This window comes from Croceicoccus esteveae (assembly GCF_031846435.1).
GTDB lineage: Bacteria > Pseudomonadota > Alphaproteobacteria > Sphingomonadales > Sphingomonadaceae > Croceicoccus > Croceicoccus esteveae.
The window spans coordinates 48,226-72,721 of the sequence record NZ_JAVRHS010000011.1; the positions used below are offsets into that span (position 1 = coordinate 48,226).

The following is a 24,496-nucleotide window of genomic DNA, read 5'->3' on the forward strand; positions in this document are numbered from 1 at the left end:
GATATGACGACAATGGTTCCGGTGGTGCTTTGCGGCGGAAGCGGCACTCGGCTGTGGCCACGGTCGCGCACGGCGCGGCCAAAGCCTTTCATTCCGCTCGTGGATGACACGCCCTTGTTCTGCAAGACACTCGAGCGGTGCAGCGATCCTGATCTGTTCACCACGCCAGTGGTTGTCACGAACGAGGCCCAACTCGATCTTGTCGAACAGCAGTCATGCGGCACCGAAGTGCGGATCATCGTTGAACCCACTGCCCGCAACACCGGCCCTGCAATCGCGCTTGCGGCCTTTTCGCTGCCAGCCGACGCTGTCATGCTCGTCTGCCCCAGCGATCACCACATCGAGGACACCCAGGCCTTCATCGCGGCGGCACGCAAGGCGGCAGAACTGGCTGCACAGGGGTGGCTGGTGACCTTCGGTATTGCCGCCACACATCCAGAGACCGGCTTTGGTTATCTGCGGCAGGGCAAGCCGATCGGTGATCTGGGTTACCAGGTCGAGCGTTTCATCGAAAAACCCGATGTTGGCACTGCACGGGAATTGCTGGCGACGGGTCAATATAGCTGGAACGGCGGAATTTTTGCCTTCCGCGCCGGCACCTTTGTTGATGAGCTGGTCAGCCATCGGCCCGAAATGGCAATCGCGGTCGAAGAAGCGATCAGGAGCGGCCAGACTGACGGGCAGCGGTTCTTCCCCGACGCGAACAGCTTTGCCGATGTACAAGGCGAATCGGTTGATCATGCAGTCATGGAAAACACACGCGCAGCAGCCATGGTGCCGGCCACGATGGGCTGGTCTGACATCGGAAACTGGCATGCGTTGCGCGCAGTCAGGACCGCGGACGGCGATGGCAATGTGCAGCGCGGCAAGGTGGAACTGGTCGATTGCCGCAATGTCATGGTGGACACCGACGGACCTTCTGTGTCGGTGATCGGGCTTGACGACGTGATTGTTGTTGTGGATGGAAATGACATCTTGGTGACCACGGCACTTGGCGCGCAAAAGGTTGGCCATCTTCGCGGAGTGGAACGCTGATGGGCATTACACCTTCATTGCTCAAGACCAGCCGCGTAAAGAAACCGTGGGGCCGATTTGATCTGCCCACGCCGTTTAGCAACAGCGGCGACGAACGAATTGGGGAAATCTGGTTCGAACCCGATCCGCTCTTTGACGCCTTGCTGGTAAAGTATCTCTTCACCGATGAAAAGCTGTCGATCCAGGTGCATCCGAACGGCAGCCAGGCTCGTGCTTCGGGTGCCGGGTCGCGTGGCAAGGATGAATGCTGGTACGTGATCGACGCGCAGCCGGGCGCTACCTTGGGCGTAGGGTTTGCCGAAAGGATCGAGGCGGACGCAATGCGTCGTGCCGCGCTCGATGGTTCCATTGAGGAATTGTTGGTGTGGCACCCGGTGGCGCGCGGCGATTTCTTCTATATTCCGGCAAATACCGTGCATTCGATAGGGGCTGGTGTCAGCCTGATCGAAGTTCAGCAGAACAGCGACATCACATATCGACTGTTTGACTATGGCCGGCCGCGCGAACTGCACCTTGACCGGGGAATTGACGTTGCCAGAGGTGAGCCGCACGACAGCACCTTGCGTCGGCACCTGCCTGAACGCGGAGCGCAGCGGCTGGTCAGCGGGCCTTATTTTCTGCTCGATCGCCTGGACGGATCACCTGATGATGCCGTGCGTCAGGATTACAAGCGGCCGCTGCTGGTGATCCCATTGGACCGGAGCGTAATTGTCGGAGAGACCGAGGTGGAGCCCGGCGCGTGTGGCATGGCGCCGACCATCGAAGCCGTCCAATTTGCCCAAGACGGGTTGTGCCTGATTGCTCGCCCCTGTTCCTGACAATGTCTCAGTTCCTGACGTGACACGGTTTCTGACATGACACGGTTGCTGAAGTTACACTGTCGCTGATGTTCGACGAAGGTCGAAGCTGCTTGTCATCAGACTCGTTGCCGTCAAACGATCAGGCGAGCAGTTTGCGTCCCTTCTCCTCGAGAGAGCCTTTGATCATCGGCTCGACAAAGGAGAGGGCAGGCGGCAGTTCGATGTCGAAGACCACCTGATTATCCTCAATGTCGACATGGCCCGTAAGTTGCTGCCCCATGGCACGGATGATCATCAGCATCCGATCCTCGCTTTGCCAACGCGTCTCGATGTCGGCCATGCCGCCCGGGACAAAAGAGGCCAGGCTGTCCTGCTTGGCGTCCAGACGGCGGCGCACCTCTGCGCGGGTAAGCGAATGGGATACGGCAACACGCATTAGTCGGGCTTCCTTTGGTCGATCTGCGTCGCGTCGGTGCCCCCTGCTTTGGGCTGCGTCAAGAGCAGGCCTCTTGCGCCGGTGTCCGCAACGTCTGTCTCTTCACCTGGTGGTGTAAGTTCGTCGCCATAACGATAATCCAGAAAGCGGGTGCGCACTGCCAGATCGTCCAGTGCGCCTTCGGCAAGCTGGCGCGTGACCCGGTCGATTTCCGAGCTGATCCGGGTCAGACCATCCTCGAGCTGACGGTGAGGAGTTGCGCCGCCATGCTCCTCGCTGCGTAACTGCTGCGGAATGGCAGAATAGCTGGAGACGACCTGCGGCAGATGTTCAGTGACCAGCCGGCGGATATCGGCCGCAGAAGGAGTGTTGGCTGGCACATGCTGCAACTGTTCGCTCAACCCATCAAGCTGCAAGCCGATCTGGTCGATTATCCGGATAGCAGGCGCCGGAAGCATGGGACGCTGTGCTTCCAGCCACAGTTCAGTGCGTGCGACATTCTGCTGCAGATTGCCGCGATCAAGCGTGTCACGCGTTGGCGCAGTCAGACGTGGAAATTTCGACAGCACGAATATAGCGACGATGATGGCAAGGATTGTCACGAACAGGCCTTCAAAACCCAACGCACCGACAAACAGGCCGACCCCCATGGCGGCAATGACGATCGCGAACACCGCCATCAGCATGCGGGTCAGCTTTGCCTTGCGATGCGTTGCGCGCAATTGTGCCGAACCCTGCCCGATCGAGCGTCTGCCCCCTTTGCGCTGATCGACAAGCGAGCGGCGCGCTGCCGCCATGATCCGGTCGCTGTCGCGTGTGCTGTCGGCCATCAGCCCTCGATGCTCAGTGCAGAGCTGTTGCCCTCGATTCGCGCCTGCGAGGCACCTTCGGCGCGGGCGATGTAGCCACGTGACTTCTCGACCTCGTCGGACAGCGTGTCCACCGTCTGTTTCATCGCATCCAGCGCCTTCAGCTTGAAGGCATCGATGTTGTCCATCGTCTCGTAGATGTTCTGGAACGCGCGTTGCAGCGTCTCAAGCGGGATCGTGCTCGACGCAGCCTGTTCGTGAATGCGGCCGGTCTGTTCACGCAGCAGAGTGCCGGTGGAATCGATGATGCCGGCGGTTGTTTCGTTCAATGCAGTGATCTGGCCCAGCACCAGCCGCTGGTTCGTCATCGCCTGCGCAACCGTCACTGCGGTGCGCAACGCCGCCACGGTGGTCGTGCTGGCACGATCGACACCCTTTACGAGTTCGACATTGTTCTTCTTCACCAGGTCGAGCGCCAGATAACCCTGCACCGAAACCGCCATCTGCGTCAGCAGGTCCTGCGTGCGTTGCCGCGTGTAGAACAAGGCTGTTTCACGAAGCGCTTTTGCCTTGGCAGGCTCGGAAATATCGAGATCGCTGGCGGCTTCTTCCAGCGTGGAGTCCATGGTGCGCGACAGGTGGATCATCTGTTCAAGATCGCCCATCGCTCCCCAAAGCTTCTGGCGCTCCACATCGATGCTGGCGTTGTCCATCAGCAATTCGTCCTTGCCCGACGCTAGCCGGGCAAGGATCGCCTGGATGTGCCCTTGCGCCGAACCGTAGCTGTCAAAATAGCGTTTCAGCTTGTTGCCGAACGGGATGATGCCAAGGATCTTGCGCGGCGCGGACAGTTTGCCTTTGCGGCCGGGGTCAAGATCCTCCACCGTGCGGCGCAGTTCGGCAAGGTCGGCGCCTACGCCATTGTCCTTGTCCATGGCGCGAACGGGGCGGTCGAGAAAGCGGTTGGACTGGTTTGCGGCAGCGGCAATTTCCTTGCGGCCCATATTGGTAAGCTGGTCGATCTTCTTGCCAAATTCCGGCGAATTGGCATCATGCGCAATGAGATCGGCAACGAAATCCTCGACCTTCTCATCGAGCCGGGCTTTCTTTTCGTCAGTTACAGGAACCAGCCCCGACGCCCTTTCAGGCTTCACATGGGGCACAGGTTCCGGCGCGTCGAGTTTCAGCTCGATTGCCTGGGCAGTAGCGGTTTGGGTTTCGGCCATGAATTTCCTGTCTGGCGGAGTGTGCGCCCGTTATTTCTGCTGTCCGAATTAGCGGTCGCAGCGCCGGGGTTCAAGCGGCGAAGCCACCTTGTCTCTTGACGGCGCCTGCAATTGCATGATGTTGCCGGCACAAGACAGGGCATAACCTGACCAGAGGATACAGCACCACCCATGCGACGGATAAAACAGGCAGGCGCATTGACCCTGATGATGACAGCAGTTTTCGTGCTGACCGGCTGTAACACGGTGCGCGGGCTCGGTCAGGATCTGCAATCAATCGGGAACGCTGGCGAAGAAGCGATAAACTGACCGCAACTGACGTCCTCAGCGATATTCGTTCCAGCTTTTCGTCAGCATGACAGCGCAATTGATGATCCCGACCAGCGAATAGGTCTGCGGGTAATTGCCCCATAGCTCGAGTGTGCGCGGGTCGATATCCTCGCTCAACATGCCGGCACCGGTGCGCCGGTCGAGCATGATTTCGAACAGCACCCGCGCCTCGTCCGCCCGCCCGGTGCGGTAAAGGCTCTCGATCAGCCAGAAAGTGCAGACATTGAACGCGCTGTGCGGCACGCCGAAATCATCCTCGCTGTCGTAGCGCAGCATGTAATCGCCACGGCGCAGGGCATCTTCAAGCGCGGCAAGCGTGGAATGAAAGCGCGGATCGTCCTTGGAAATGAACCGCAGGTCCAGCAATTGCAGCACGCTGGCGTCACGCGTGTCGCCGTCAAAGGTGGCGGAAAATGCCTGGCTGTCCTCGCGCCAGCTGTGCGCGATGATCTGCTCGTGCATGGCGGCGGCATGCTGTTTCCAGTATTCCTCCCGTTCCGGCAGGTTCAGGATCTGCGCTGCGTGCGCGAGCCGGTCAGCTGCTGCCCAGCACATGGCGGCGGAATAGGTGTGCACATGCACTGAATTGCGCAATTCCCACAAGCCGGCGTCGGGGGTATTCCAGACCCGGAGCGCATATTCGCCAACTTTTTCGAGCGAACAGAAGTCCTCCCTTCCTGAAAGGCGCAGCAATCGTCGGTCGGCAAAGCCCTGCGCCGACGACAGCACGATCTGGCCGTAAACATCATGCTGCACCTGCCGCCAGGCATCATTGCCTACGCGCACCGGCCCCATGGCGCGGTAGCCGGCAAGGTGCGGCGCCTCCCATTCGAGGAGTTCGGCGTTGCCACGCACATCGTAAAGCGGCTGGATCTTGCCGCCATGCGCATTGTCGACGATGTTGCGCAGATAGCCCAGATAGCTTTCCAGGACATCGAGCGCGCCGATCCGGTTCAGCGCCTGCACGGTAAAATAGGCGTCCCTGATCCAGCAGTAGCGGTAATCCCAATTGCGGCCACTGTGCGCATGTTCGGGAATGGATGTCGTCATCGCGGCAACAATGGCACCTGTATCCTCGTGCTGGCAAAGCTTCAGTCCAATGGCGGCGCGAACGACGGCGTCCTGCCATTCGAAAGGGATCGCCAGCCCGCGCACCCAATGCTGCCACTCCTTGATCGTCTGCGTCAGCATCTCCTCGATGCCCGCCGCGATCGACACGGCAAAACTCTCGTCCGGGCCAAAGAAGAAGTGCAGCGGGCTTTCGACCCGGAACGGCGTTTCCTGCTGCACCAGTCCGACCGGCGCGTCGGTGGTCAGCCGCATTGCCATGATCGGATGGCGAAAGGAGACATGGCTCGACCCGAAACTGCGCTCCGGCGCATCCGCACCCCAGTTGCTGGCGGGACGAAGCGCCATGCGCAGGCGCGGGCTGCCGGTGATCGGCCGCACGATGCGCACATAGGCGACCGGACGATACATGCGCCCCTTGTGCCGCAGCCTGGGACAGAAATCGATGATCTCCATCGCATTGCCTTCATCGTCGGCGTATTCCGTCCTGAGGATCGGGGTATTGCGGATATATTCCTGCGCAATGACCCGGCCGCCTTCGAGCGTGGCTTTCCAGAAGCCGATTGCATCGTCGGGGCTGCGGCCATGATCAAGCAGCGAGCAGAACGCAGGGTCACCATCTATCCGCGGCAGGCAGCCCCACACGAAGCTGCCCTCGCGATCGATCAGCGCGGATGCCTGGCAATTGCCGATTGGCCACAGGTCGAGAGTGGGGAGAGACGGCTGCGGCGCGTCGGCCTGATTCGGTGTTGTCATGAACCACTGCATAAGGCGCACAGACGATATGGAAAGGCGGCAATGTGCGTCACCGCGACGCTGCCAGCATGATGCCAGAGCAGCCAGATCGGCATGGCAGCGGGATCAGTATGGCAGGCCGACCGCCATGAAGATCAGGATGGGCTGGCGCGGTTCCCTGTAGCTGGACCTGCATCGGTCCTTTCCTCAGCCCGCTTCACAGCGGCACCGGCAGTCAGCCCGTGGACCATCGAGGAAAGAAGTATGGTAAGCGCGACGATCGCCCATAGCTCCCCTTCGTTCTGGAACTCCAGGTGAACAGCGGCGAAACCCAGATAATAGATCGACCCGATACCGCGTACGCCATAGAATGCCACAACGAGCCGGTCGCGCGCAGCAAGTCCGGTACGCGTCAGCGCCAGCATGCCGGCAGCCGGACGGATGATGAACACAAGCGCCCCCGCGATCAGCACTGAACCAAGCGTCTGTTCGCTCCACAGACTGGGAAAGATGCCACCGATCAGCACCAGCAGCAGCGAGGTAAGCGCGTGTTCGATGGCCTCGTTGAAGTCATGCAGGCGCTTGTGAAAGGCATGGTCGGCCTCTACCCGGCGCAAGGCAACACCAGCAACGAAGCAGGCAATGAACCCATACCCCTCGACCAGTTCGGTAACACCATAGACGAGGAGCACGCCTGCCATTGCCACAACTGCTGATCCTGTCTTGGCCAGCGAATTGCCCGACGGCATGCTGAAGATTATACGTCCCAGAACCCAGCCGATGAATGCTCCGAGCACTGTTCCCACAAGAATGCGGTAAATCACATCCTGCGCTACCCATGTTAAGAGGTCAGACGCACTGGCCACGCCGACGGAACCCAGCAACAGGCCAAGATACACAAAGGGAAACGCCAGCCCGTCGTTCAGCCCGGCTTCGGTTGTGAGCGTGAAGCGGATCGGATGCTCGCCCCCCTCGGTGGGTGGGCCCACCTGGATGTCGCCCGCCAGCACCGGATCTGTCGGGGCCAGCACGGCACCCAGCAGCACAGCACCGGCAACGGTCAGCCCTGCGGCCCACCAGCCAAGCAGGGCAACGGCACCAATGGTGAGAGGCATGGCCACTGCCAGCATACGCACCGTCGGCCGCCAGCGTGCCCAGTTCGAAAGGGTATCGATCTTCAACCCGGTGCTGAACAAGGCAATGATGACTGCCAATTCGCTCGTCAGTTCCCATAGCGCTGGTGTATCGCGGGGATCGATCGCGGACGGCAAGCCGGGCACGAACGCAAAGCTCACCATGCCGAGCACAATAAGCAAGGCAGACGCTGCTGGTTGCTTGCGGGAAAGGAACCGCGGCAGCCAATAGGCAAGGATGATGACGGCGCCTGCTGTTGCAAGCGTGGTGTGGTATGGGTTCAACCCAAAAAACGGTTCATTTTCCATTGGCAGGAGCAGAACGTCCAGTGCCTGTTTTGGTGCCGGACGAGGTTGTATTTACATCGGTGCCCCGCTCGGTCCTGTTTCAAGCGCGTCCAGTACTGGATAAGCTCGACAGGGGATCACCTGCCGCGATATGGGCGCGCAACACGACGGTGCAGGCAAGCATGGCCTGTTGAAACAGGAAAACGCAATGGCCGATGAGCCCTGGACCGCAGTGCGATTGCGCGACAGCTGGAAAGATGCCGTGCTGTCATGGCGGCTCTGGTGGCAACACAGCGTCACTGCCAGCGTCGACCAGACCGAAGTAATTTCCGCCCGTCGCGAAGAAGCGATGATGTCTGCTCGCTATCTGTTCATGCTGGCGATGTCGGCGGGCATCGCGATGCTTGGGCTGCTGCTCTCCTCTCCTGCGGTGGTGATCGGCGCTATGCTGCTTTCGCCGCTGATGGGGCCGATCATCGGCCTTGGATTCGCGCTCGCAACGGGTGACTATCTGTGGTTGCGCAAATCACTGCGTGCGCTGGTGCTGGGCAGCCTGCTGTCGATCGCGTTTTGCGCGCTGATCGTCGCGCTGTCTCCGCTACAGACTGTCACGCCGGAAATCGCCGCCCGCACCCGTCCCAACCTTTTTGACCTTGGCGTGGCGCTGTTCTCCGCACTTGCTGGCGCCTACGCAATGATCCGCGGGCGTGAAGGCGCTATTGTCGGAGTGGCCATTGCAACTGCGTTGATGCCGCCGCTTGCCGTTGTCGGCTTTGGTGTAGCGACCTGGAACTGGACCGTATTTTCAGGTGCGTCGGTGCTGTATCTCACCAACCTTGTCACCATTGCGCTGACGGCAATGGTCATGGCCAAGTTATATGGGTTCCGGGTCGGGCAGGGCGGCAAGAACGAAACTCGCCTGCAGGGGATGATCGTGGTTGCAGCCTTTATCGTGCTGATCGTGCCGCTGGGGCTGTCGCTGCGCCAGATTGCCTGGGAAGCCAATTCGCAGCGGCTTGTGAACGGTGCCATTCTGAAATTTTTCCCCGAGCAGGCGCGCATCTCCGAAATAAATGTCGATTTCAAGGCTGAACCAATCCTGATTTCGGCAACTGTTCTGACGCCGGACCTCAAGGATGGGGCGCAGGCGACGGCGAACCGCTACCTTACAGACCTGATGGGGACGACAGTCAGACTGGATCTGGAACAATTCCTCGTCGGCACGACCGCAAGTGCGGCCGAGGCTGCGGAGATTGCCGGTGCGCAGGCTCGCCGCCGTGCGGGCGCCGATCAGCAGGTCCGGGATCTGACGGAACGTATGGCATTGATTGCCGGTGTGTCCGAAGAAGAAATCCTGATCGACCGTGAGCGTCGCCGTGCCACTGTCCGGGTGGAACCGCTGCCGGGTGCCGGCCTTGCGACTTATCGGGCGCTTGAGCGGCGTATTGCCGTCCGCGTTCCTGACTGGTCCATCATGCTTGACCCGCCTGCAAGGCCTCTGCCTGAGGTGACGTTTGCCGATGGCGCCCCGACGCAGCAGGGCCTTGCCGCTCTCGGCCTGGTCGCCTGGGCGGGGCGACGCATTGATGCACCGGTCCTGCTTACCGGCCCTGACGCGCTGACCGCTCTTGCACAGGAGCGATTGAGCGCGCTTGGTGTGCGTACCTTGACGCAATCGGGTCCAGAGGACAGCATTGTTGAAGTGACATGGGCATCGCCGGATGCTGACGCGGCAATGGTTGACGAGTTTCAATGAGCGGACCGCCGCCCCCGCTGAACAAGGGCCGCTGAAAAAAGGCCGCCGAGAAAGGATTGCCATGCTTGCCGTCGAGATCCGGATTCTTGTCTACGCTGCCATCCTGCTGCTGGTGCACATCATGGTGGAGGGGTATTACAAGACGAAGCAATATGGGCGTGAATGGAACATGGGTGCCCGCGATGAAGCGTTACCACCGGCCGACCCGATGGTGGGACGGCTTGGACGTGCGCGGGCAAATTACATGGAGACGCTGCCGATCGCGATCATAGCTCTGCTGGGTGTGGTGATCGGCGGCAAGGCGGGTTTCTGGACCGGGCTTGGCGGTTGGATCTGGCTGGGCGCGCGGGTCATCTACCTGCCGCTTTACTGGGCGGGCGTTCCCAGATTGCGCTCGTTGGTGTGGGCAGCCGGGATGATCGGGCTGGCGATCGTCATCTGGCCGCTGCTATGGTCTTCATGATGGGTCATGCAGCGACAGGGTAGGGCGCAATCTCTCCGTCAAGATAGAGCTTTTTTGCCTTGGCGCGTGACAGCTTTCCTGAACTGGTGCGCGGGAGGCTTTTGGGCGGGACCAGTTCCACCACGCAGTTCATGCCGGTGATCGCGCGCACTTTGGTGCGGATACTGTCGCGCAGGCGAATCCGTTCATCTGGATCGGATACGCGGCAATGGACCAGGACCGCCGGCGTTTCTTCTCCACCAGGCAGCTCAAGTGCAAAAGCGGCAATGTCCCCCTGGTGAAAACCGGGCAGTTGTTCGACCGCCCATTCGATATCCTGGGGCCAGTGGTTCTTGCCATTGATGATGATCATGTCCTTTGCCCGACCGACGATGAACAGGTAGTCGTCCGCCATATATCCCATGTCACCGGTATCAAGCCAGCCATCGACGAGGCAGGCAGCGGTCGCTTCGGGGTCGCGGAAATAGGAATGCATGACAGAAGGTCCGCGGCACCATACCTTGCCGATCGCGTGATCAAGCAGAACGTGGCCATGTTCCCCGCGGATCTCCACCTCCATGTCGCGAACCGCCTTGCCACAATTGACGATCGCGCGGTAGCGGGCGGGACGCGACAGGTCGCGCGGGCAGCCGGACAGCCGTTCTTCTGCGACAAGTTCCACGCAGATGCCTTCGCCCGGCGGCATGATCGTGACGGCCAGCGTCGCTTCGGCAAGGCCATAGCTTGGAGTAAAGGCGCTGGCCTTGAAACCTGCCTCGGCAAAGGCATTGACAAAGCTTTGCATGACATCGGGACGGATCATGTCCGCACCGTTGCCGGCAACGCGCCAGCGGGAAAGGTCAAACCTGTCGGCAACGCTCGACTGGCTGGAAATGCGCCGGGCGCAAATGTCATATCCAAAGGTCGGCGAGTAGGAGAGCGTGGTCCCTGGATTGCGGCTGATGAGGTCGAGCCACGCCAGGGGGCGCCGCGCAAAATCCTCCGTCTTGAGATAGTCGCCGGACATTTGATTGGCGATCAGCGACAAGAAGCATCCCACCAGACCCATGTCATGGTACCATGGCAGCCAGCTGATGCACCGGTCGCCGTCCGTCACCGCCATGCCGTGCGAATGGCCCGCCAGATTGTTGAGCAGCGCGCGGTGCGTGACGGCAACGCCATGCGGAAACCGCGTGGAACCTGAGGAATATTGGAGATAACAGATGTCATCGGCCCGAAGGGTCGGCAGCGGAACGTCGAGTGCAGGTGTCTTTGCAAACACATCCCAATCGATGCCACTGCATCCCTGTTGATGCGCGGCAGCCTCCGCCATTGCCTCTATTTCGGCAGGATACATCAGCATGACCGGATCGCAGCTGGCAAGCTGAATAGCCAGTTGCTCGATGTAGCTATCCTTGCCGCCGAAGCTTGTTGGCAGCGGCAGGGGTACCGGCCAGGCGCCGGCGTAGATCGCGCCGCAGAACAGCGCTGCAAAGGCACTGCCGGTCTCTGCAATGAGCGCGATCCTGTCACCGGGACGGACCCCGTGCGCGACCAGCCGTTGCGCCATTGCAACGGCATCGCTGCGCAATTGCGAATACGGATAGGGCTCTACCAGCCGGCCCCGCGCATCGTGAAAGTTCAGTCCACGCCGCCCCTTTGCCGCATAATCAAGCGCATCGGCAAAGGTCGTAAAATCAGACAGGCGCCGGGGCAGGACATCGTCATTGGGCGTGGGGCACAGATCGGCGGGCGTGAGCATTTCGGCTCCTGCATGCTGCATCATGACAATCTCCCTGCCCCCACCCTGTTGTGCGCCATGTGTTTCTGACAGCGCTGTTCGTCTTCCGGCCTATGGCGTCCAGCGCATGAATGCCGGCTTACATGCCGTACCGGATTACAGCGCTTGCCATGCACAGGCGTGTCCTCATGCCTGTCTTCATTTTCAACGCGGCCGTAATGTGGCATCGCCTGATCCTGATGGACAGGGATCAAAGTCGATATAGTGACAGGCGCAAAGGCGCAAGGGCCGCGCCGCCGCTTACGACCGCGCGGCTGGAGGAGATGGCGCTTGCTTACGTGGCGCGGTTTGCGACCACTGGCAGAAAACTGCAGGATTACTGCTTGCGCAAGATACGCGAACGGGGCTGGACGGCCGAAGAGCCGCCTGTCGATCTGGATGCCCTTGTCGCTCGCTTCGTTGCCAATGGCTGGATCGATGACGAACAATTTGCAAAGGCAAAAACCAGCAGCCTTCTGCGGCAAGGGTATGGGAAGCGCCGCATTGCTGCAGTGCTTGATGCAGCAGGTGTTGCCAAGGATGATCGTGCAGCATTTGCCCCGTCCCGCATGCGCGCGGCTGCATTGCGGCTTGCGCGAAAACGGCGCTTCGGTCCGTTTGGCAAGGAGGGGCACCCGCCAGAAGATCGCAAAACCCGTGAAAAACAGCTTGCCGCAATGTTGCGAGCCGGTCACGACCTTGAAAGCGCCCGCACCATCATCAATGCATCTGACGTCGCCACTGCACAGCAATGGGTCGAGCAGATGGATCTGGCAGAGGCGGATATTACAGAAGGCGACCAGGAGTGCCTGCGCAGCTGGAACGAGGATGATTGACAATGAAGATCGTTAAATCTTCTGTGAACTTCACGGCCATGGCGCTGTTGTTCCTGTCTGGCGCGTGCACGGCGCCAACGCAGACGGGAAGCTCGGCGCCCGATGCCGCCTCTGCCACTGCCGTCTCCAGCACTGCGGCGGTGCACGAGCTATCGGGTTTACCGATCGTTCCGCTCACTATCGTCAGCAATGGAATCTGGCATGTTTTCGCCGTCGAATACGCCAAGACTGCGCAGCAGCAAGCGCAGGGGCTGATGTTCCGTACCGAACTGGCGGACAAGGACGGCATGCTCTTCCCCAACGATCCGCCGCAGCAGCGTAGCTTCTGGATGAAGAACACCGTCATCCCGCTCGACATCATCTTCATTGCGCCCGATGGCAGGATCGAAAGCATCATAGCTGACGCAACACCCTATTCGCTCCATCCGATCAGCTCACGCAGGAGCGTAGCTGCAGTTCTTGAAATCGCAGGCGGACAGGCGGCACAGCTCGGCATTCGTGCTGGTGACATGGTCAAGTGGGATGCACATTCTGTGTCTGGCCGCTGAAGCTGTTGCACACAAGGCGCGGCACCGCTAATCGCAGGATGCAATGAGCATCCTTTCAAAGATCTTCACCTGGTGGAACGGTGCCACTATCGGCACTCTGCTGAACAGCCGCAGGCACGGTCAGCGGGTCGGCGCCGACGCGCAGGGCAATGTGTATTATCGCGCCACGAAGCCTGATACACGCGGCCGGGAAAGGCGCTGGGTGATCTACAACGGCATCAATGATGCAAGCCGTGTTCCGCCTGAGTGGCACGGCTGGCTGCATGGCAATTTCGACGGCACCCCGGAAAGCGAGCTTCCGCCTGCGCGCATCTGGGAGGTGGATTATACGCCCAACCGGACAGGCACGTCAGAGGCTTACCGGCCTAGCGGCGCGCTGGAACGCGGCGGCGTGCGGGCCCCCGCCACAGGCGATTACGAAGCTTGGTCGCCCGATCAATGAACATGCCAGTGGCCGGCCGCACCGCATTGGTGGCAGCATGTGCCGCTGTGGCGCTGACCGGTTGCGAGAGGCAGGTCGCGGCTCCTCAACCGGAGCGGTTTGAGCTCGATGCGCCTGCGACCGGCACCATCACTGCCGATCAGGACGCGTTCGAGGCCACGCTCGACCTGCCCCAAGGCACCCCCATGGCAGAGCGCGTGGCAACGATCGGCCTGCTCAACAAGCGCAACAGCATTACTCAGGATCTGGAACTGCGACCGGGCGAGGAGCGGCGGATCGAGGATGTAATCATCCGGCTTGAGGCATGCGAGCGCACTGCCCCATGGGAGGATCAGCCGGAAACGGGCGCGTTCGTGCAGGTGCTGGTCCAGACTGCGCAACGCAATGATCCTGATGCGCGTTACGCCAAGGTGTTTTCGGGGTGGCTGTTCAAGAGCAGCCCGTCACTTAACGTAGTAGAACATCCCATCTATGACGTCTGGGTCAAGGAGTGCGCAATGTCGTATCCAGGCGAAGAAGCGCGTTCGAGCACGGATGAGAACCCCACGGGCAACGCGGTATAATTATCGGCGGGGGTTGCCGGGCGGCAGGCCTGGCGCACCTGTTCAAGGTATTGGGCCTGCGCCATGACACGCGCGCCCATGCGCCCAAGGTGCGGCGTGATGAACTGACAGTCCAGCAGTTCAAGGTGTGACGCCCGCATCGCCGCAACCAGCCAGCACAGCGCCACCTTGGAGGCATCCGCAATCCGGCTGAACATTGATTCGCCGCAGAACACCCGGTCAAAGCCGACGCCGTACAATCCGCCGGCAAGCACGCCATCGCGCCAGCATTCGACAGAGTGCGCCAGCCCCATACGATGCAAGAGGCAATAGCTCGCGGCGATCCTTTCGCTGATCCAGCTTTCTCCATCCTCACCGGCAAGGTCCGGGCGCGGGGCGGCACAGGCATCGACGACCGTGCTGAACGCAGTGTTGCAGGTCACGGAAAACCGGCCCTGCCGCAGCGTTTTTGCCAGCGAACGGGAGACATGGATACCATCGAGCGGGATGATGGCCCGCTGGCGCGGCTCTACCCAGACGATCTCCGGATCATCCCGTGAATCGGCCATGGGGAATATTCCGCCACGGTAGGCGAGCATCAGCAATTGTGGATCGATCAGCCCTGACGGCGGGTGAGGAAGGTGCTTCATCATCCTGTCAGCATGCCGACGCCACATGATGATGTCACCATCCTTGCTGCCGCTCGTCACCGATCGGGGCGATCGGCGCTTGTAAAGTTTTCGGGTTGCAGATACATGCCCGCCCACCTGCAGGAGTGTAGCTCAGTTGGTAGAGCATCGGTCTCCAAAACCGAGGGCCGTGGGTTCGAGTCCCTCCACTCCTGCCATTCTTTGACCATTGATCCGCATGCCCGACCGGCATCCCATCGTTCTGAACGTGTGGAATGCCTCGTGATCAGTCGTGGCGCATGGCCACCTCGTGATCCGTGCCTGCATCACGCTTGCCGCGGGACAGGGCAAATACCACTCCCGACAATGCCGCCAGTGCCACCAGATTGGGCAGCGCCATCGCAGCGTTCGATATGTCTCCCAACCGCCAGACAAGTTGCGAAGGCTGCGTTGCGCCGACATAGATGCCGATGCACCAGATGACCCGCCAGATAATGTGCAGGACTTTCTCCCCACCAGCGGTCGCGCCTGGAAGGCGGTCGTAAAGGAAAGTAATGGCACGTTCGCCGTAATAGCTCCACGTGAGCAGAGTGGTGAAGACGAACAATATAAGCGCGATTGACGCGATCAGTGTGCCGAGCGGAACCGACCCGATTGCCAGCGGGAATGCCGCTGCAAAAGCAGCGGATGTGGTGACAAAGCCCGAAAGCTGCGTCGTGCCAAGGTCCGACTGCCATACGTGGCGGACCTGCTCCACCGTGCCGTTCGCCAGCGTGTGCGTGAAATTACCCTCCACTGTAAGGATGACAAGCGCCGTCATGGTGCAGATGACAATGGTGTCGATGAACGTGCCCAGCATGGCCATCCGTCCCTGCTGTTCAGGATCGTCTGTCTGCGCAACGGCATGCGCGATGGGCGTCGAACCCTGCCCGCTCTCGTTGGAGAAAAGCCCGCGCGCCACGCCCGCCCGGATGGCGATGATGATTGCCGCGCCCGCAAAACCGCCACTGGCCGACTGAAGGTTGAAGGCTCCGTTGAAGATGCGGGCAAACGATTCCGGAATATCCTGAATATCTAGGATGATCGCGATGATGGCCATGACGATGTAGGCTGCTGCCATGAATGGCACGATCTTTTCCGCAATGGAACCGATCGACTTGATCCCGCCGATAATGACGGCGAATACCGCAATGGCCACGATCATGCCGCCCAGCCAGCGTTCGATCCCGAACAGTTCGTTGAGCCCGCTCGCGACCTCGTTCGACTGGATGGAATTGCCGGTCACCAGCGCGGAAAACAGCGTACCGATGCAGAACAGCACCGCCAGCCATGTCCATTTGGGGCCAAGCCCCCGGGTGATGTACACCATCGGACCGCCACGCCAGGTGCCCTCCGGGGTTTTCTCGCGGAAGCGGATTGCCAGCGCACCTTCGGCAAAGCCCAGGGCCATGCCGACAAGCGCGGTCACCCACATCCAGAAAATGGCGCCAGGCCCGCCAAGCGCAATAGCCGTAGCGACTCCGGCCAGATTGCCTGTGCCGACCTGCCCTGACAGTGCGGTCGAAAGCGCGGCAAAGGGGCTGATCTCTCCTGCACCGGTGGTCTTGCGGCTTTTGAACAGGCCGACAATGGCCGGGCCAAGCTTGCGCACCGGATAGAACCGCAAGCCGATCATGATGTAGAGCCCGATGCCCAGCAGTACGATGACCATCGGCGGGATCGGAATAAGTTCCTCTCCGGCCCAGGTTCCGCCCCAGATGAAATCGGAAATATTGGTGACCCGATCGATCAGCGCGTTGGCCGGCGGTGCAGCGCTCATTCATTTACCTCCCTATTTTTGCGGCACCATTATCGGTCATGCGGCCGGTTGAACAGCGCGATCTTGCTTGTGGCGGTTGCAACAGAGCGCTGGGCCGGCCCTCTTGCAAGCAGTGCGTGGGGGCGGTAAGGGGCACATGTTTTTCCGACATGGAACATTTCGACAGCCGATACCGATACTTGATCGTGGCGGCGCGGCCATACGATGTTGCAATTTGCCGGAATGGCATGGATCACACAGGGTTAGGCGCAAGGATACACGATGGCCAAGACAGGTTCCGAAGCCAAGACGAGTCCTGGCGAATTCATCCGCCAGGTGCGGGCCGAAGGTTCCAAGGTTGTGTGGCCCACACGTCAGGAGACGGTGACGACCGCGATATTCGTCGGCATCATGATGCTGATCCTGTCGATGTTCTTTCTGGGGATCGACACTTTGTTCGGTGCGGTCGTTCGCTGGCTGCTGACTCTCGCCTGAGCACGATATTTTACAGTCTAGGATAGCATATGGCTCGCTGGTACATCATTCACGCCTATTCGGGCTTTGAAAACAAGGTTCGCGAGGCGATCGTCACCGAAGCGGAGCGTGCAGGACTGGACCAGCTGGTCGAGGCGGTGGAAATTCCGACCGAAACCATTACTGAAATCAAGCGCGGAAAGAAGGTGCAGACAGAACGCAAGTTCATGCCTGGCTACGTGCTTGCCAAGCTGTCCTTGAACGATGACATCTACCATCTGATCAAGAACACACCCAAGGTAACCGGATTTCTGGGTTCGGGCGGCAAACCGCAGGCGATCTCGGAAAAGGAAGCCGCTCGATATTTCGGCTCGCGCGAAGAAGCAGCCGCGCAGCCGCGCCGCGAGGTCAGCGTGGATTACGAGATCGGCGATTCGGTCAAGGTTCTGGATGGCCCCTTTGCCAGCTTCAATGGTCTTGTTGAGGAGCTCGACTTCGACAAGAACAAGGTGAAAGTCAGCGTGTCCATTTTTGGTCGTGCAACCCCCGTGGAGCTCGACTTCGAGCAGGTGGAACTCGCCAAGTAAGAAGTTTTGGCCCTGAGCGGCCAAATTTGCGGGAGGGATGCCGTGCATTCTGCCTGACCGCTTAACATGAGGGCCGCCATGGCCCGACAGTGTGAAAAGGAGTGGCTTTGTGGCCAAGAAGATTACCGGTTACATCAAGTTGCAGGTGCCCGCGGGCGCTGCAAATCCATCGCCGCCAATTGGTCCTGCGCTCGGTCAGCGCGGCGTCAACATCATGGAATTCTGCAAGGCGTTCAACGCCGCGACGCAGGACCTTGAAAAAAGCATGCCGATCCCGACGACCATTACGGTCTATGCGGATCGCTCGTTTACTTTCACGACCAAGAGTCCGCCGGCAACTTTCCTTCTGAAGAAGGCGGCCAAGCTCAAGTCCGGCTCCAAGGAGCCTGGCAAGGTTTCGGCCGGCACGATCAAGCGTTCCGAAGTCGCTGCCATTGCAGAGCAGAAGATGGCGGATCTCAACGCCAACGACGTCGAGCAGGCGACGAAGATCATCGAAGGTTCCGCCCGTTCGATGGGCCTTGAAGTGGTGGAGGGCTGAGACGATGGCACAGCAGACGAAAAAGCAGAAGATGCTGACGCAGCGGCTCGATGCCGACAAGGCCTACGGTGTTGATGAAGCGTTGCAGATGCTGCGCGATGTGAAGACGACCAAGTTTGATGAAACGATCGAAGTCGCTCTCAACCTTGGTGTCGATCCCCGCCATGCCGACCAGATGGTGCGTGGCATGGTGTCGTTGCCATCGGGTACCGGCAAGGACGTGCGCGTTGCCGTGTTTGCCCGGGGCGACAATGCCGAAAAGGCGACAGCCGCCGGCGCGGACAAGGTCGGCGCCGAGGATCTGATGGAGGACATGCAGAACGGCAACCTCGATTATGACCGCGTGATTGCCACGCCTGACATGATGGGCGTCGTGGGCCGACTCGGCAAGCTTCTCGGCCCCAAAGGCCTCATGCCGAATCCCAAACTTGGCACCGTCACTCCCAATGTGGAGCAGGCAATCAAGGCCGCCAAGGGTGGTCAGGTAGAGTTTCGTGTGGAAAAAGCCGGCATCATTCATTCAGGCATTGGCAAGATGTCATTCTCGGACGAACAGCTTCGCGCAAACTTTGATGCTTTCCTGGATGCCATCGTCAAGGCACGGCCAGCAGGCGCCAAGGGCAAGTATGTGCGCAAGATTTCAATGTCTTCTTCGATGGGCCCGGGCTTGCGGATCGATAATGCCGAAGTCGACGGTGTCTGAAGCTCAAGTTTTCAATTAAACAATTGTAAAGGCCGGAAGATTAATCTTCCGGCCTTTCATTTTAACTTGGATTATCAGGTTAAGGAGCTTAACATCGCACATCTATGGAGCAACTTCCCACGCCAGTGATGAACCTTCAGGTCAGTGATCTCTCTCGCCTGACACTGGTTCCGGAAATCCTTGAAAACGTGTGCCGGCTGACCGGGCTGGGCTTTGCCACAGTGGCAGTGCTGACGACTGATCGCTGGATCGCATGCAGTGTGCATGATGAAACCGGATTGGGGCTCAAGGCCGGCGATCAATTGCCGGTGGAGTTCACCATCTGTGATCGCGTTCGCACCAGCGGGCGCAGTGTTCTGCTCGACCATGCTTCTGAAGACGAGAACTGGTCGAACCACCCACTGGTGAGCGGGTTCGGGATCCGATCCGGGCTTTCTGTCCCGATTTTGCGGCCCAATGGCGATCTGGTTGCGACCTTGTGTGCGCTCGATCGCACCAAGGTTGATGCGACCAGGCCCGAGATCATGGCGACGATAAAACTTTTTGCCAATCTGATTGCGCTCAGCCTTCACCATGAAGAGCAGATGAGCGCGACGGTCGGCGAGCTTGAAGAAGCCGTCAAGGTGTCGAACCTGCGGGAAGAGTTCATCGCCGTGCTTGGCCATGATCTGCGCAATCCGCTGGCAGCAGTGTCTTCCGGTGTCGATCTGCTCCAGCGCAACGAGGATCTGAGCGAGCGCGGCCAGACAATCATCGGCATGATGCGTGAGAGCATGAAACGCGCAGCAGGCCTCATTGACGATGTGCTGGACTTTGCACGGGGCCGATTGGGCGGAGGTATCGCGATCGAACGACACGGCGATGTGGCACTTGATAGTGTTCTGGCCGAGGTGGTCGAGGAAGCACGCATGTTCGCCCCCGAAATGCGTATCGAGGCCGAGTTCCATATCGATCAACCGGTAAGCTGCGACAGTGAACGCATTGCACAGATGGTGTCCAATCTGGTCGGCAATGCAGTGACGCACGGCGATCCTGCGCTTCCGATCCGCGTATCGGGGCGGCGAGAAGGCGAGCTCTGCGTCATTGACGTGACCAATGGTGGCGGCCCTATTCCGGCAGATGTGCGTGGAAAGTTGTTTGAACCCTTCTTTCGCAGCGCCACCGGGCAAAGCCGCCAAGGGTTGGGGCTGGGGCTTTATATCGCCAATCAGATCGCCAAGGCACACGATGGCCTGATCGAGGTGGACAGTAACGATTACCGAACCATGTTTTCAGTAAGGTTCAGCGCTGCCCCACTGAAGGGATTGGCCGAGGATCTTGACTCGGCAGGATAGATTCCGCAGCCTGCACGTTAAGGTAACTGTCCCGCCTTTTGAGGCAAAAGTGGAGAGTTTCTGATGCCGACTGTCTGGCTGATCGTGATCGTGGCAGGGCCACTGCTGCTCCTGGCGTTCATTGCCTTTTCAAGATTAAGCAACCGCAAGCACGAGACGCGCCAATCAGAAATGCGGGCAGACCGGGGCGCCCGTCACCTGCGTGAGCGCATCGAGGAGGACCGCGAAAAACCCCATTGACGCAGAGCGACTGCGGCATGGTAGGCCTTATATGCCGCCTCGCTCGAACGCCAGTCCGTGCTGTTCCAGCGCGGCACACAAGGCCTCGGTGCACTGGCTCAAATGGTCGGCCTTGGTCGATCGAATCACGAAATTGGCACCCACCCGACCTTCGCGAAAGAATGGATAGCTGCCAATCTGGCAATCGGGATGAGCCTTTTCGATTTCGCCCAGCATTGTTGCTACCTCGCTTTCGGCGATCCAGCCACCAATCGTATTGGTTAACAGCGGCAAGCCGCCCGCCAGCGTTCCCGTCAGCGCCGCCAGCATCTGTGCCGTGATGTGGGGAACTCCAGCCATAAGGAAGATGTTGCCGATCTGAATACCAGGCGCGCCTGACATCTGATTGGGAATGAGATCCGCCCCTTGAGGCACGCGAGCCATCCGCAACCGTCCGGCATTCAGCCCGCCCCGTGTGGCATAATAGCTTTCGAGAATAGCGCGTGCTTCAGGATGAATTACCACTTCCACGCCCAAGGCGTGTGCCACGGCATCGACAGTTATGTCGTCGTGCGTCGGCCCGATACCGCCAGTGGTAAACAAATAATCGTTGCGCGCCCGCAGGATGTTCACGGCTTCTACGATGGCATCGCGGATATCGGCAACGACACGCACTTCGGCAAGACGTATCCCCTGCACCTGAAGCCAGCTGGCAATCTGCGCAATGTTCTTGTCATGCGTCCGGCCGGAAAGGATTTCATCGCCGATGACAATCAGCGCAGCGGTGTAGATACGATCTTGATCCTGCATTGGCGCGTGATGCCTGCCGGCAAGGACAGCGTCAATCTGTTTGGCGCAACTCAGGCAGCGGCAGATCCGGTGTTTCGGTCCACGACAAAACCGAAAAGATCGTGCGCATCCGCATCCTCGATATGCGCATCCACAATGGAGCCGCACATGAGCGATGCCGGGACATTGCGCAGCAGCACTGCGCCATCGATCTGCGGCGCGTCACCTTTGCTGCGCGCGGTGGCTCCCCTATCCCCGTCCTCGTCGGGTTCGCCTATCTCATCGACAATGACCGACATGGTACGCCCTACCTTGGCAGACAGTTTTGCGGCACTGATCCGCTCTGTCACTGCCATCAGGCGCGCGTAGCGTTCTTCCTTGATTTCCTCGGGCACCGGATTGGGCAGTTCGTTCGCTTGCGCGCCGGCAACCGCCTCGAAGCGAAAGGCGCCGACCCGGTCGAGCTGGGCTTCTTCAAGCCAGGTGAGAAGATATTGAAAATCGGCTTCGGTTTCGCCGGGAAAACCCACCACGAAGCTGCTGCGTATGACCAGGTCAGGGCATATCACGCGCCATTGTTTCAGCCGTTCAAGCACTTTGGCTTCGTTTGCAGGGCGTTTCATCGCTTTCAGAACGGCAGAGCTCGCGTGCTGAAACGGGATGTCAAGATAGGGGGTGACCAGCCCTTGCGCCATGAGCGGTATTACCTGATCCACATGCGGATACGGATAGACATAATGGAGCCGCACCCATGGTGGCACACCGTCCTGCGTGCGCAGTTGGCCCAGCTCGCGCGCCAGATCGGTCATATGGGTGCGAACGCTACGGCCATGCCACTGGCGCTCTTCATGGCGAACATCGACACCATAGGCCGACGTGTCCTGGCTGATGACAAGCAATTCCCGAGTGCCGGCAGCAAGCATCTTTTCTGCCTCGCGCAGCACCGCGTCGATACGGCGGCTGACCAGCTTTCCTCGCAAGGACGGAATAATGCAGAAGGAACAGCTGTGATTGCAACCTTCCGATATCTTCAGATAGCCATAATGCCTCGGCGTCAGCTTTACGTCAGGCTGCGCAACAAGGTCGATGAAAGGACCGCGTGTCGCAGGAGCAGCGTCGTGAACAGCGTTGACCACCTGCTCGTACTGATGTGCTCCTGTGACTGCCAGAATCTCAGGAAACCGGGCGCGGATCATCTCGGCCTCACTGCCAAGACAGCCTGTTACAATGACGCGGCCGTTTTTCGCCATTGCCTCGCCAATGGCTTCGAGGCTTTCCTCCTTTGCCGAGTCAAGGAAGCCGCAGGTATTGACAAGCACCACGTCAGCGCCCGAATAATCGGCGGACATGGCATAGCCATCGGCACGCAACCGCGTGAGGATGCGTTCTGAATCGACAAGGGCCTTGGGGCAGCCAAGGCTAACCATGCCGATGCGCGGAGCAGGAGCAATCTCATGGATCATCGTGCGCGCCCATACATGCGATTGTGCAAACATACCAGCTTTGCGAGAAGAGCGGCCGATCATGGACGTCTCGATCAGACGAGTGCGATGTGGGGAAAACTGCCGGCACAGTTCATCAAAACTTAATGGCACAAGGGTTTGTATCTGACTTTGGTCGTCATACCGGCTAGGCGGCAGGCGAGGGGCCTTGCAAGATACGGGCGGCGGGAGGTGAAGGTGGGACCAGTGGATTGGCCTGGAGTGTTGTTTGCAGCGCTCACGGTGATGATCGTCGCAGCGACTTGGTACCGGCTGTTTGGCCGTCCTGTGGCAAGGTATGCCGGACTCGCGGGAGCAGAAATACAGCGGCGGCCGCTCGTGGCGGTGACCGGCACTTTCCTGCTGGTGTTGCTTTCGGCAGCGATGCTGGGACACATGTTTGCACGGATCGACCCTGAACGCTGGTGGCTGTTTCCGATGATGAGCGGGGGCATCGCCGTCGCTTTCATCATCCCGGCGCTGTGGACGAATTATCTTCACCAGCGCAGGCCGCGTGCCATCGCAATGGTGGACGCCGGCTTCTGGCTCGTTGCCTATTTGTCGATGGGCCTGGTGTTCTGGAGCCGCAGCTGAATTGTCAGCACATACACCTGCGGATCTTCGGGTGTGAACTGGCGCAGCCTTTCCCGTTGGTCCCTGCAGTCACAGTGTGGTCTAAAGAACGCCGGGCCCGCTATGCGGCGTAGGCTTGATCACGACGATCATGTCGCCGGCTTCGACAGAATCTGCTTCAGGCTCCCAATAGCCATAAGCGGTATCGCCGCGATAAAGGCGCACGCCGATACTGCCCGAACCCAGATTGCGCAGAGGCTGCCCGATATCTTCGGGCTTTGCGAGCCGTTCCACAAGCTGAACCCGCCCCTGAACGGATGCCAGATCCGCCAGATAGTCTGCGACATGCATGCCGGCGGCTGACCCTGCCAGGAGCAGGCCGGTAAAGCGGACCGGGTTCAGAACATTGTTCGCGCCTGCCTGCCGGGCCAGCAATTCATTATCCGCAGCCCGCACGACCACGGTGATCGGCACGTCGGGTGCAAGATGACGCACTGTCAGCACGATGAGGATCGATGCATCGTCACGTCCAGCCGACACCAGCACGGTTGCTGCCTTGGAAATGCGGATGTCGTGCATTGCTTCGTCGCGGGAGGCATCGGCGTTGATGACGTTGCAGCCCAGCTGCTCGGCAAGCCTGAGCCGCTCGTCGTCCGTATCCATCACCACGATATGGGCAGGATCGGTGCCTCGCGCGATGAGTTCGCGCACGCTTTCTGACCCGGATACGCCGAAGCCCAGCACCACGACGTGATCTTTAAGATGCTTCTGGATCCTGGCCATGTGCCAATTTTCCCAACTGCGCTTGATGATGAAATTATATGCCGTGCCAACGAAGATCAGCAGCACGGCAATACGGATCGGCGTGACGATCAGGGCTTCCACAACCCTTGCCTGATCGGAGACCGGTGCAATGTCTCCGAAGCCCGTTGTGGTGATCGAAATCATCGTAAAATAAACGACGTCGAGAAAACTGATCTCGCCATCGACATTGTCAACCAGACCATCGCGATCTGCCCAATGGATGAGGACGACAAAAAACACGAGTCCGACGGCCGCAGAAATCCTGATACCGATGTCGGCCCAGACCGGCACTTTTACCCGCCTGCGCAACGGGCGGTGCACCTTGGGCCGGTTCTGGCGTGCAGGCGGCGTCATGCCG

At 59.8% G+C, this 24,496-nt stretch carries 27 protein-coding genes and 1 tRNA gene; 17 read left to right on the forward strand and 11 right to left on the reverse strand.

The features are described from left to right. Window positions 1-3 precede the first annotated feature (3 nt). Both RM533_RS11555 and RM533_RS11560 read left to right on the forward strand, forming a co-directional pair. Window positions 4-1,035 (forward strand): mannose-1-phosphate guanylyltransferase, encoded by a 1,032-nt coding sequence (locus RM533_RS11555; protein WP_311341378.1) that lies wholly within the window; start codon window positions 4-6, stop codon window positions 1,033-1,035. Continuing rightward, entirely contained in the window at window positions 1,035-1,853 is an 819-nt protein-coding gene (locus RM533_RS11560; protein WP_311341379.1) for a class I mannose-6-phosphate isomerase, read from the forward strand. Before RM533_RS11555 ends, RM533_RS11560 begins: the two co-directional genes overlap by 1 nt. Window positions 1,854-1,974: 121 nt before the next feature. Here the strand turns inward: RM533_RS11560 and RM533_RS11565 are convergent, their stop codons facing one another. From RM533_RS11565 to RM533_RS11575, 3 genes are read right to left on the reverse strand one after another with little or no spacing between them, the layout of a single operon-like run. Next, window positions 1,975-2,271, reverse strand: coding sequence for a polyhydroxyalkanoic acid system family protein (locus RM533_RS11565; RefSeq protein WP_311341380.1), 297 nt, complete (start codon window positions 2,269-2,271; stop codon window positions 1,975-1,977). Next, complete coding sequence (locus RM533_RS11570) at window positions 2,271-3,101, reverse strand: hypothetical protein (protein ID WP_311341381.1); 831 nt, start codon at window positions 3,099-3,101, stop codon at window positions 2,271-2,273. Before RM533_RS11570 ends, RM533_RS11565 begins: the two co-directional genes overlap by 1 nt. Further along, a complete protein-coding gene (locus RM533_RS11575; protein WP_311341382.1) occupies window positions 3,101-4,306 on the reverse strand; it encodes a toxic anion resistance protein in 1,206 nt (401 codons plus the stop codon). The genes RM533_RS11570 and RM533_RS11575 overlap by 1 nt, the downstream gene beginning before the upstream one ends. A gap of 171 nt (window positions 4,307-4,477) precedes the next feature. On the opposite strand from RM533_RS11575, the gene RM533_RS11580 reads away from it, so the two are divergent. Next, complete coding sequence (locus RM533_RS11580) at window positions 4,478-4,615, forward strand: entericidin A/B family lipoprotein (RefSeq protein ID WP_432265069.1); 138 nt, start codon at window positions 4,478-4,480, stop codon at window positions 4,613-4,615. A 15-nt stretch (window positions 4,616-4,630) separates the two neighbouring features. Here the strand turns inward: RM533_RS11580 and RM533_RS11585 are convergent, their stop codons facing one another. Then, window positions 4,631-6,460, reverse strand: coding sequence for a glycoside hydrolase family 15 protein (locus tag RM533_RS11585; RefSeq protein WP_311341383.1), 1,830 nt, complete (start codon window positions 6,458-6,460; stop codon window positions 4,631-4,633). A gap of 134 nt (window positions 6,461-6,594) precedes the next feature. Beyond that, window positions 6,595-7,857, reverse strand: coding sequence for a cation:proton antiporter (locus tag RM533_RS11590; RefSeq protein WP_311341384.1), 1,263 nt, complete (start codon window positions 7,855-7,857; stop codon window positions 6,595-6,597). Between the two features lie 211 nt (window positions 7,858-8,068). Here RM533_RS11590 and RM533_RS11595 point away from each other — a divergent pair, with 211 nt between their 5' ends. Together RM533_RS11595 and RM533_RS11600 are read left to right on the forward strand one after the other, a co-directional pair. Then, window positions 8,069-9,616 carry a DUF389 domain-containing protein gene (locus RM533_RS11595; RefSeq protein ID WP_311341385.1) on the forward strand — a complete coding sequence of 516 codons (1,548 nt, stop codon included), beginning with the start codon at window positions 8,069-8,071 and terminating at the stop codon, window positions 9,614-9,616. Between the two features lie 61 nt (window positions 9,617-9,677). Then, window positions 9,678-10,079: an MAPEG family protein gene (locus tag RM533_RS11600; RefSeq protein WP_311341386.1), complete on the forward strand. Its 402-nt coding sequence runs from the start codon at window positions 9,678-9,680 to the stop codon at window positions 10,077-10,079. A 4-nt stretch (window positions 10,080-10,083) separates the two neighbouring features. Here RM533_RS11600 and RM533_RS11605 read toward each other — a convergent pair whose 3' ends face one another. Further along, complete coding sequence (locus RM533_RS11605; RefSeq protein ID WP_311341387.1) at window positions 10,084-11,844, reverse strand: fatty acyl-AMP ligase; 1,761 nt, start codon at window positions 11,842-11,844, stop codon at window positions 10,084-10,086. A 143-nt stretch (window positions 11,845-11,987) separates the two neighbouring features. On the opposite strand from RM533_RS11605, the gene RM533_RS11610 reads away from it, so the two are divergent. The 4 genes from RM533_RS11610 to RM533_RS11625 are packed head-to-tail and all read left to right on the forward strand — an operon-like array spanning window position 11,988 to window position 14,227. Continuing rightward, on the forward strand, window positions 11,988-12,674 hold the full coding sequence (locus RM533_RS11610) for a regulatory protein RecX (RefSeq protein ID WP_311341388.1): 687 nt from the start codon (window positions 11,988-11,990) through the stop codon (window positions 12,672-12,674). Window positions 12,675-12,676: 2 nt separating this feature from the next. Further along, on the forward strand, window positions 12,677-13,222 hold the full coding sequence (locus RM533_RS11615) for a DUF192 domain-containing protein (RefSeq protein ID WP_311341389.1): 546 nt from the start codon (window positions 12,677-12,679) through the stop codon (window positions 13,220-13,222). A gap of 43 nt (window positions 13,223-13,265) precedes the next feature. Beyond that, on the forward strand, window positions 13,266-13,664 hold the full coding sequence (locus RM533_RS11620; RefSeq protein ID WP_311341390.1) for an NADH:ubiquinone oxidoreductase subunit NDUFA12: 399 nt from the start codon (window positions 13,266-13,268) through the stop codon (window positions 13,662-13,664). Next, window positions 13,661-14,227: a DUF2155 domain-containing protein gene (locus RM533_RS11625; RefSeq protein ID WP_311341391.1), complete on the forward strand. Its 567-nt coding sequence runs from the start codon at window positions 13,661-13,663 to the stop codon at window positions 14,225-14,227. The genes RM533_RS11620 and RM533_RS11625 overlap by 4 nt, the downstream gene beginning before the upstream one ends. Here the strand turns inward: RM533_RS11625 and aat are convergent. After that, window positions 14,134-14,859: a leucyl/phenylalanyl-tRNA--protein transferase gene (gene aat / locus RM533_RS11630; protein WP_432265071.1), complete on the reverse strand. Its 726-nt coding sequence runs from the start codon at window positions 14,857-14,859 to the stop codon at window positions 14,134-14,136. The genes RM533_RS11625 and aat overlap by 94 nt on opposite strands. Window positions 14,860-14,977: 118 nt before the next feature. Here aat and RM533_RS11635 point away from each other — a divergent pair. Beyond that, window positions 14,978-15,053: transfer RNA gene (locus RM533_RS11635), tRNA-Trp, on the forward strand. A 68-nt stretch (window positions 15,054-15,121) separates the two neighbouring features. On the opposite strand, the gene RM533_RS11640 is transcribed toward RM533_RS11635, so the two are convergent. After that, window positions 15,122-16,654 carry an alanine/glycine:cation symporter family protein gene (locus tag RM533_RS11640; RefSeq protein ID WP_311341393.1) on the reverse strand — a complete coding sequence of 511 codons (1,533 nt, stop codon included), beginning with the start codon at window positions 16,652-16,654 and terminating at the stop codon, window positions 15,122-15,124. Window positions 16,655-16,915: 261 nt separating this feature from the next. Here RM533_RS11640 and secE point away from each other — a divergent pair, with 261 nt between their 5' ends. From secE to RM533_RS11670, 6 genes are all read left to right on the forward strand, one after another. Beyond that, on the forward strand, window positions 16,916-17,128 hold the full coding sequence (secE, locus tag RM533_RS11645; RefSeq protein ID WP_311341394.1) for a preprotein translocase subunit SecE: 213 nt from the start codon (window positions 16,916-16,918) through the stop codon (window positions 17,126-17,128). A gap of 29 nt (window positions 17,129-17,157) precedes the next feature. Then, a complete protein-coding gene (gene nusG / locus RM533_RS11650; RefSeq protein ID WP_311341395.1) occupies window positions 17,158-17,694 on the forward strand; it encodes a transcription termination/antitermination protein NusG in 537 nt (178 codons plus the stop codon). 109 nt (window positions 17,695-17,803) lie between these two features. Continuing rightward, window positions 17,804-18,235 (forward strand): 50S ribosomal protein L11, encoded by a 432-nt coding sequence (gene rplK / locus RM533_RS11655; RefSeq protein WP_311341396.1) that lies wholly within the window; start codon window positions 17,804-17,806, stop codon window positions 18,233-18,235. A gap of 4 nt (window positions 18,236-18,239) precedes the next feature. Then, window positions 18,240-18,938 (forward strand): 50S ribosomal protein L1, encoded by a 699-nt coding sequence (gene rplA / locus RM533_RS11660; RefSeq protein ID WP_311341397.1) that lies wholly within the window; start codon window positions 18,240-18,242, stop codon window positions 18,936-18,938. A gap of 128 nt (window positions 18,939-19,066) precedes the next feature. Then, window positions 19,067-20,272 carry a GAF domain-containing sensor histidine kinase gene (locus RM533_RS11665; RefSeq protein ID WP_311341398.1) on the forward strand — a complete coding sequence of 402 codons (1,206 nt, stop codon included), beginning with the start codon at window positions 19,067-19,069 and terminating at the stop codon, window positions 20,270-20,272. Between the two features lie 63 nt (window positions 20,273-20,335). Continuing rightward, window positions 20,336-20,512, forward strand: coding sequence for a hypothetical protein (locus RM533_RS11670; protein ID WP_311341399.1), 177 nt, complete (start codon window positions 20,336-20,338; stop codon window positions 20,510-20,512). 27 nt (window positions 20,513-20,539) lie between these two features. Here RM533_RS11670 and RM533_RS11675 read toward each other — a convergent pair whose 3' ends face one another. Together RM533_RS11675 and rimO are read right to left on the reverse strand one after the other, a co-directional pair. Then, window positions 20,540-21,301 (reverse strand): competence/damage-inducible protein A, encoded by a 762-nt coding sequence (locus RM533_RS11675; protein WP_311341400.1) that lies wholly within the window; start codon window positions 21,299-21,301, stop codon window positions 20,540-20,542. Window positions 21,302-21,351: 50 nt separating this feature from the next. Beyond that, complete coding sequence (rimO, locus tag RM533_RS11680; protein ID WP_311341401.1) at window positions 21,352-22,743, reverse strand: 30S ribosomal protein S12 methylthiotransferase RimO; 1,392 nt, start codon at window positions 22,741-22,743, stop codon at window positions 21,352-21,354. Window positions 22,744-22,968: 225 nt separating this feature from the next. Between rimO and RM533_RS11685 the strand changes: the two genes are divergently transcribed. Further along, entirely contained in the window at window positions 22,969-23,355 is a 387-nt protein-coding gene (locus RM533_RS11685) for a DUF1761 domain-containing protein (protein WP_311341402.1), read from the forward strand. Between the two features lie 81 nt (window positions 23,356-23,436). Here the strand turns inward: RM533_RS11685 and RM533_RS11690 are convergent, their stop codons facing one another. Continuing rightward, window positions 23,437-24,492 carry a potassium channel family protein gene (locus tag RM533_RS11690; protein WP_311341403.1) on the reverse strand — a complete coding sequence of 352 codons (1,056 nt, stop codon included), beginning with the start codon at window positions 24,490-24,492 and terminating at the stop codon, window positions 23,437-23,439. Window positions 24,493-24,496 lie beyond the last annotated feature (4 nt).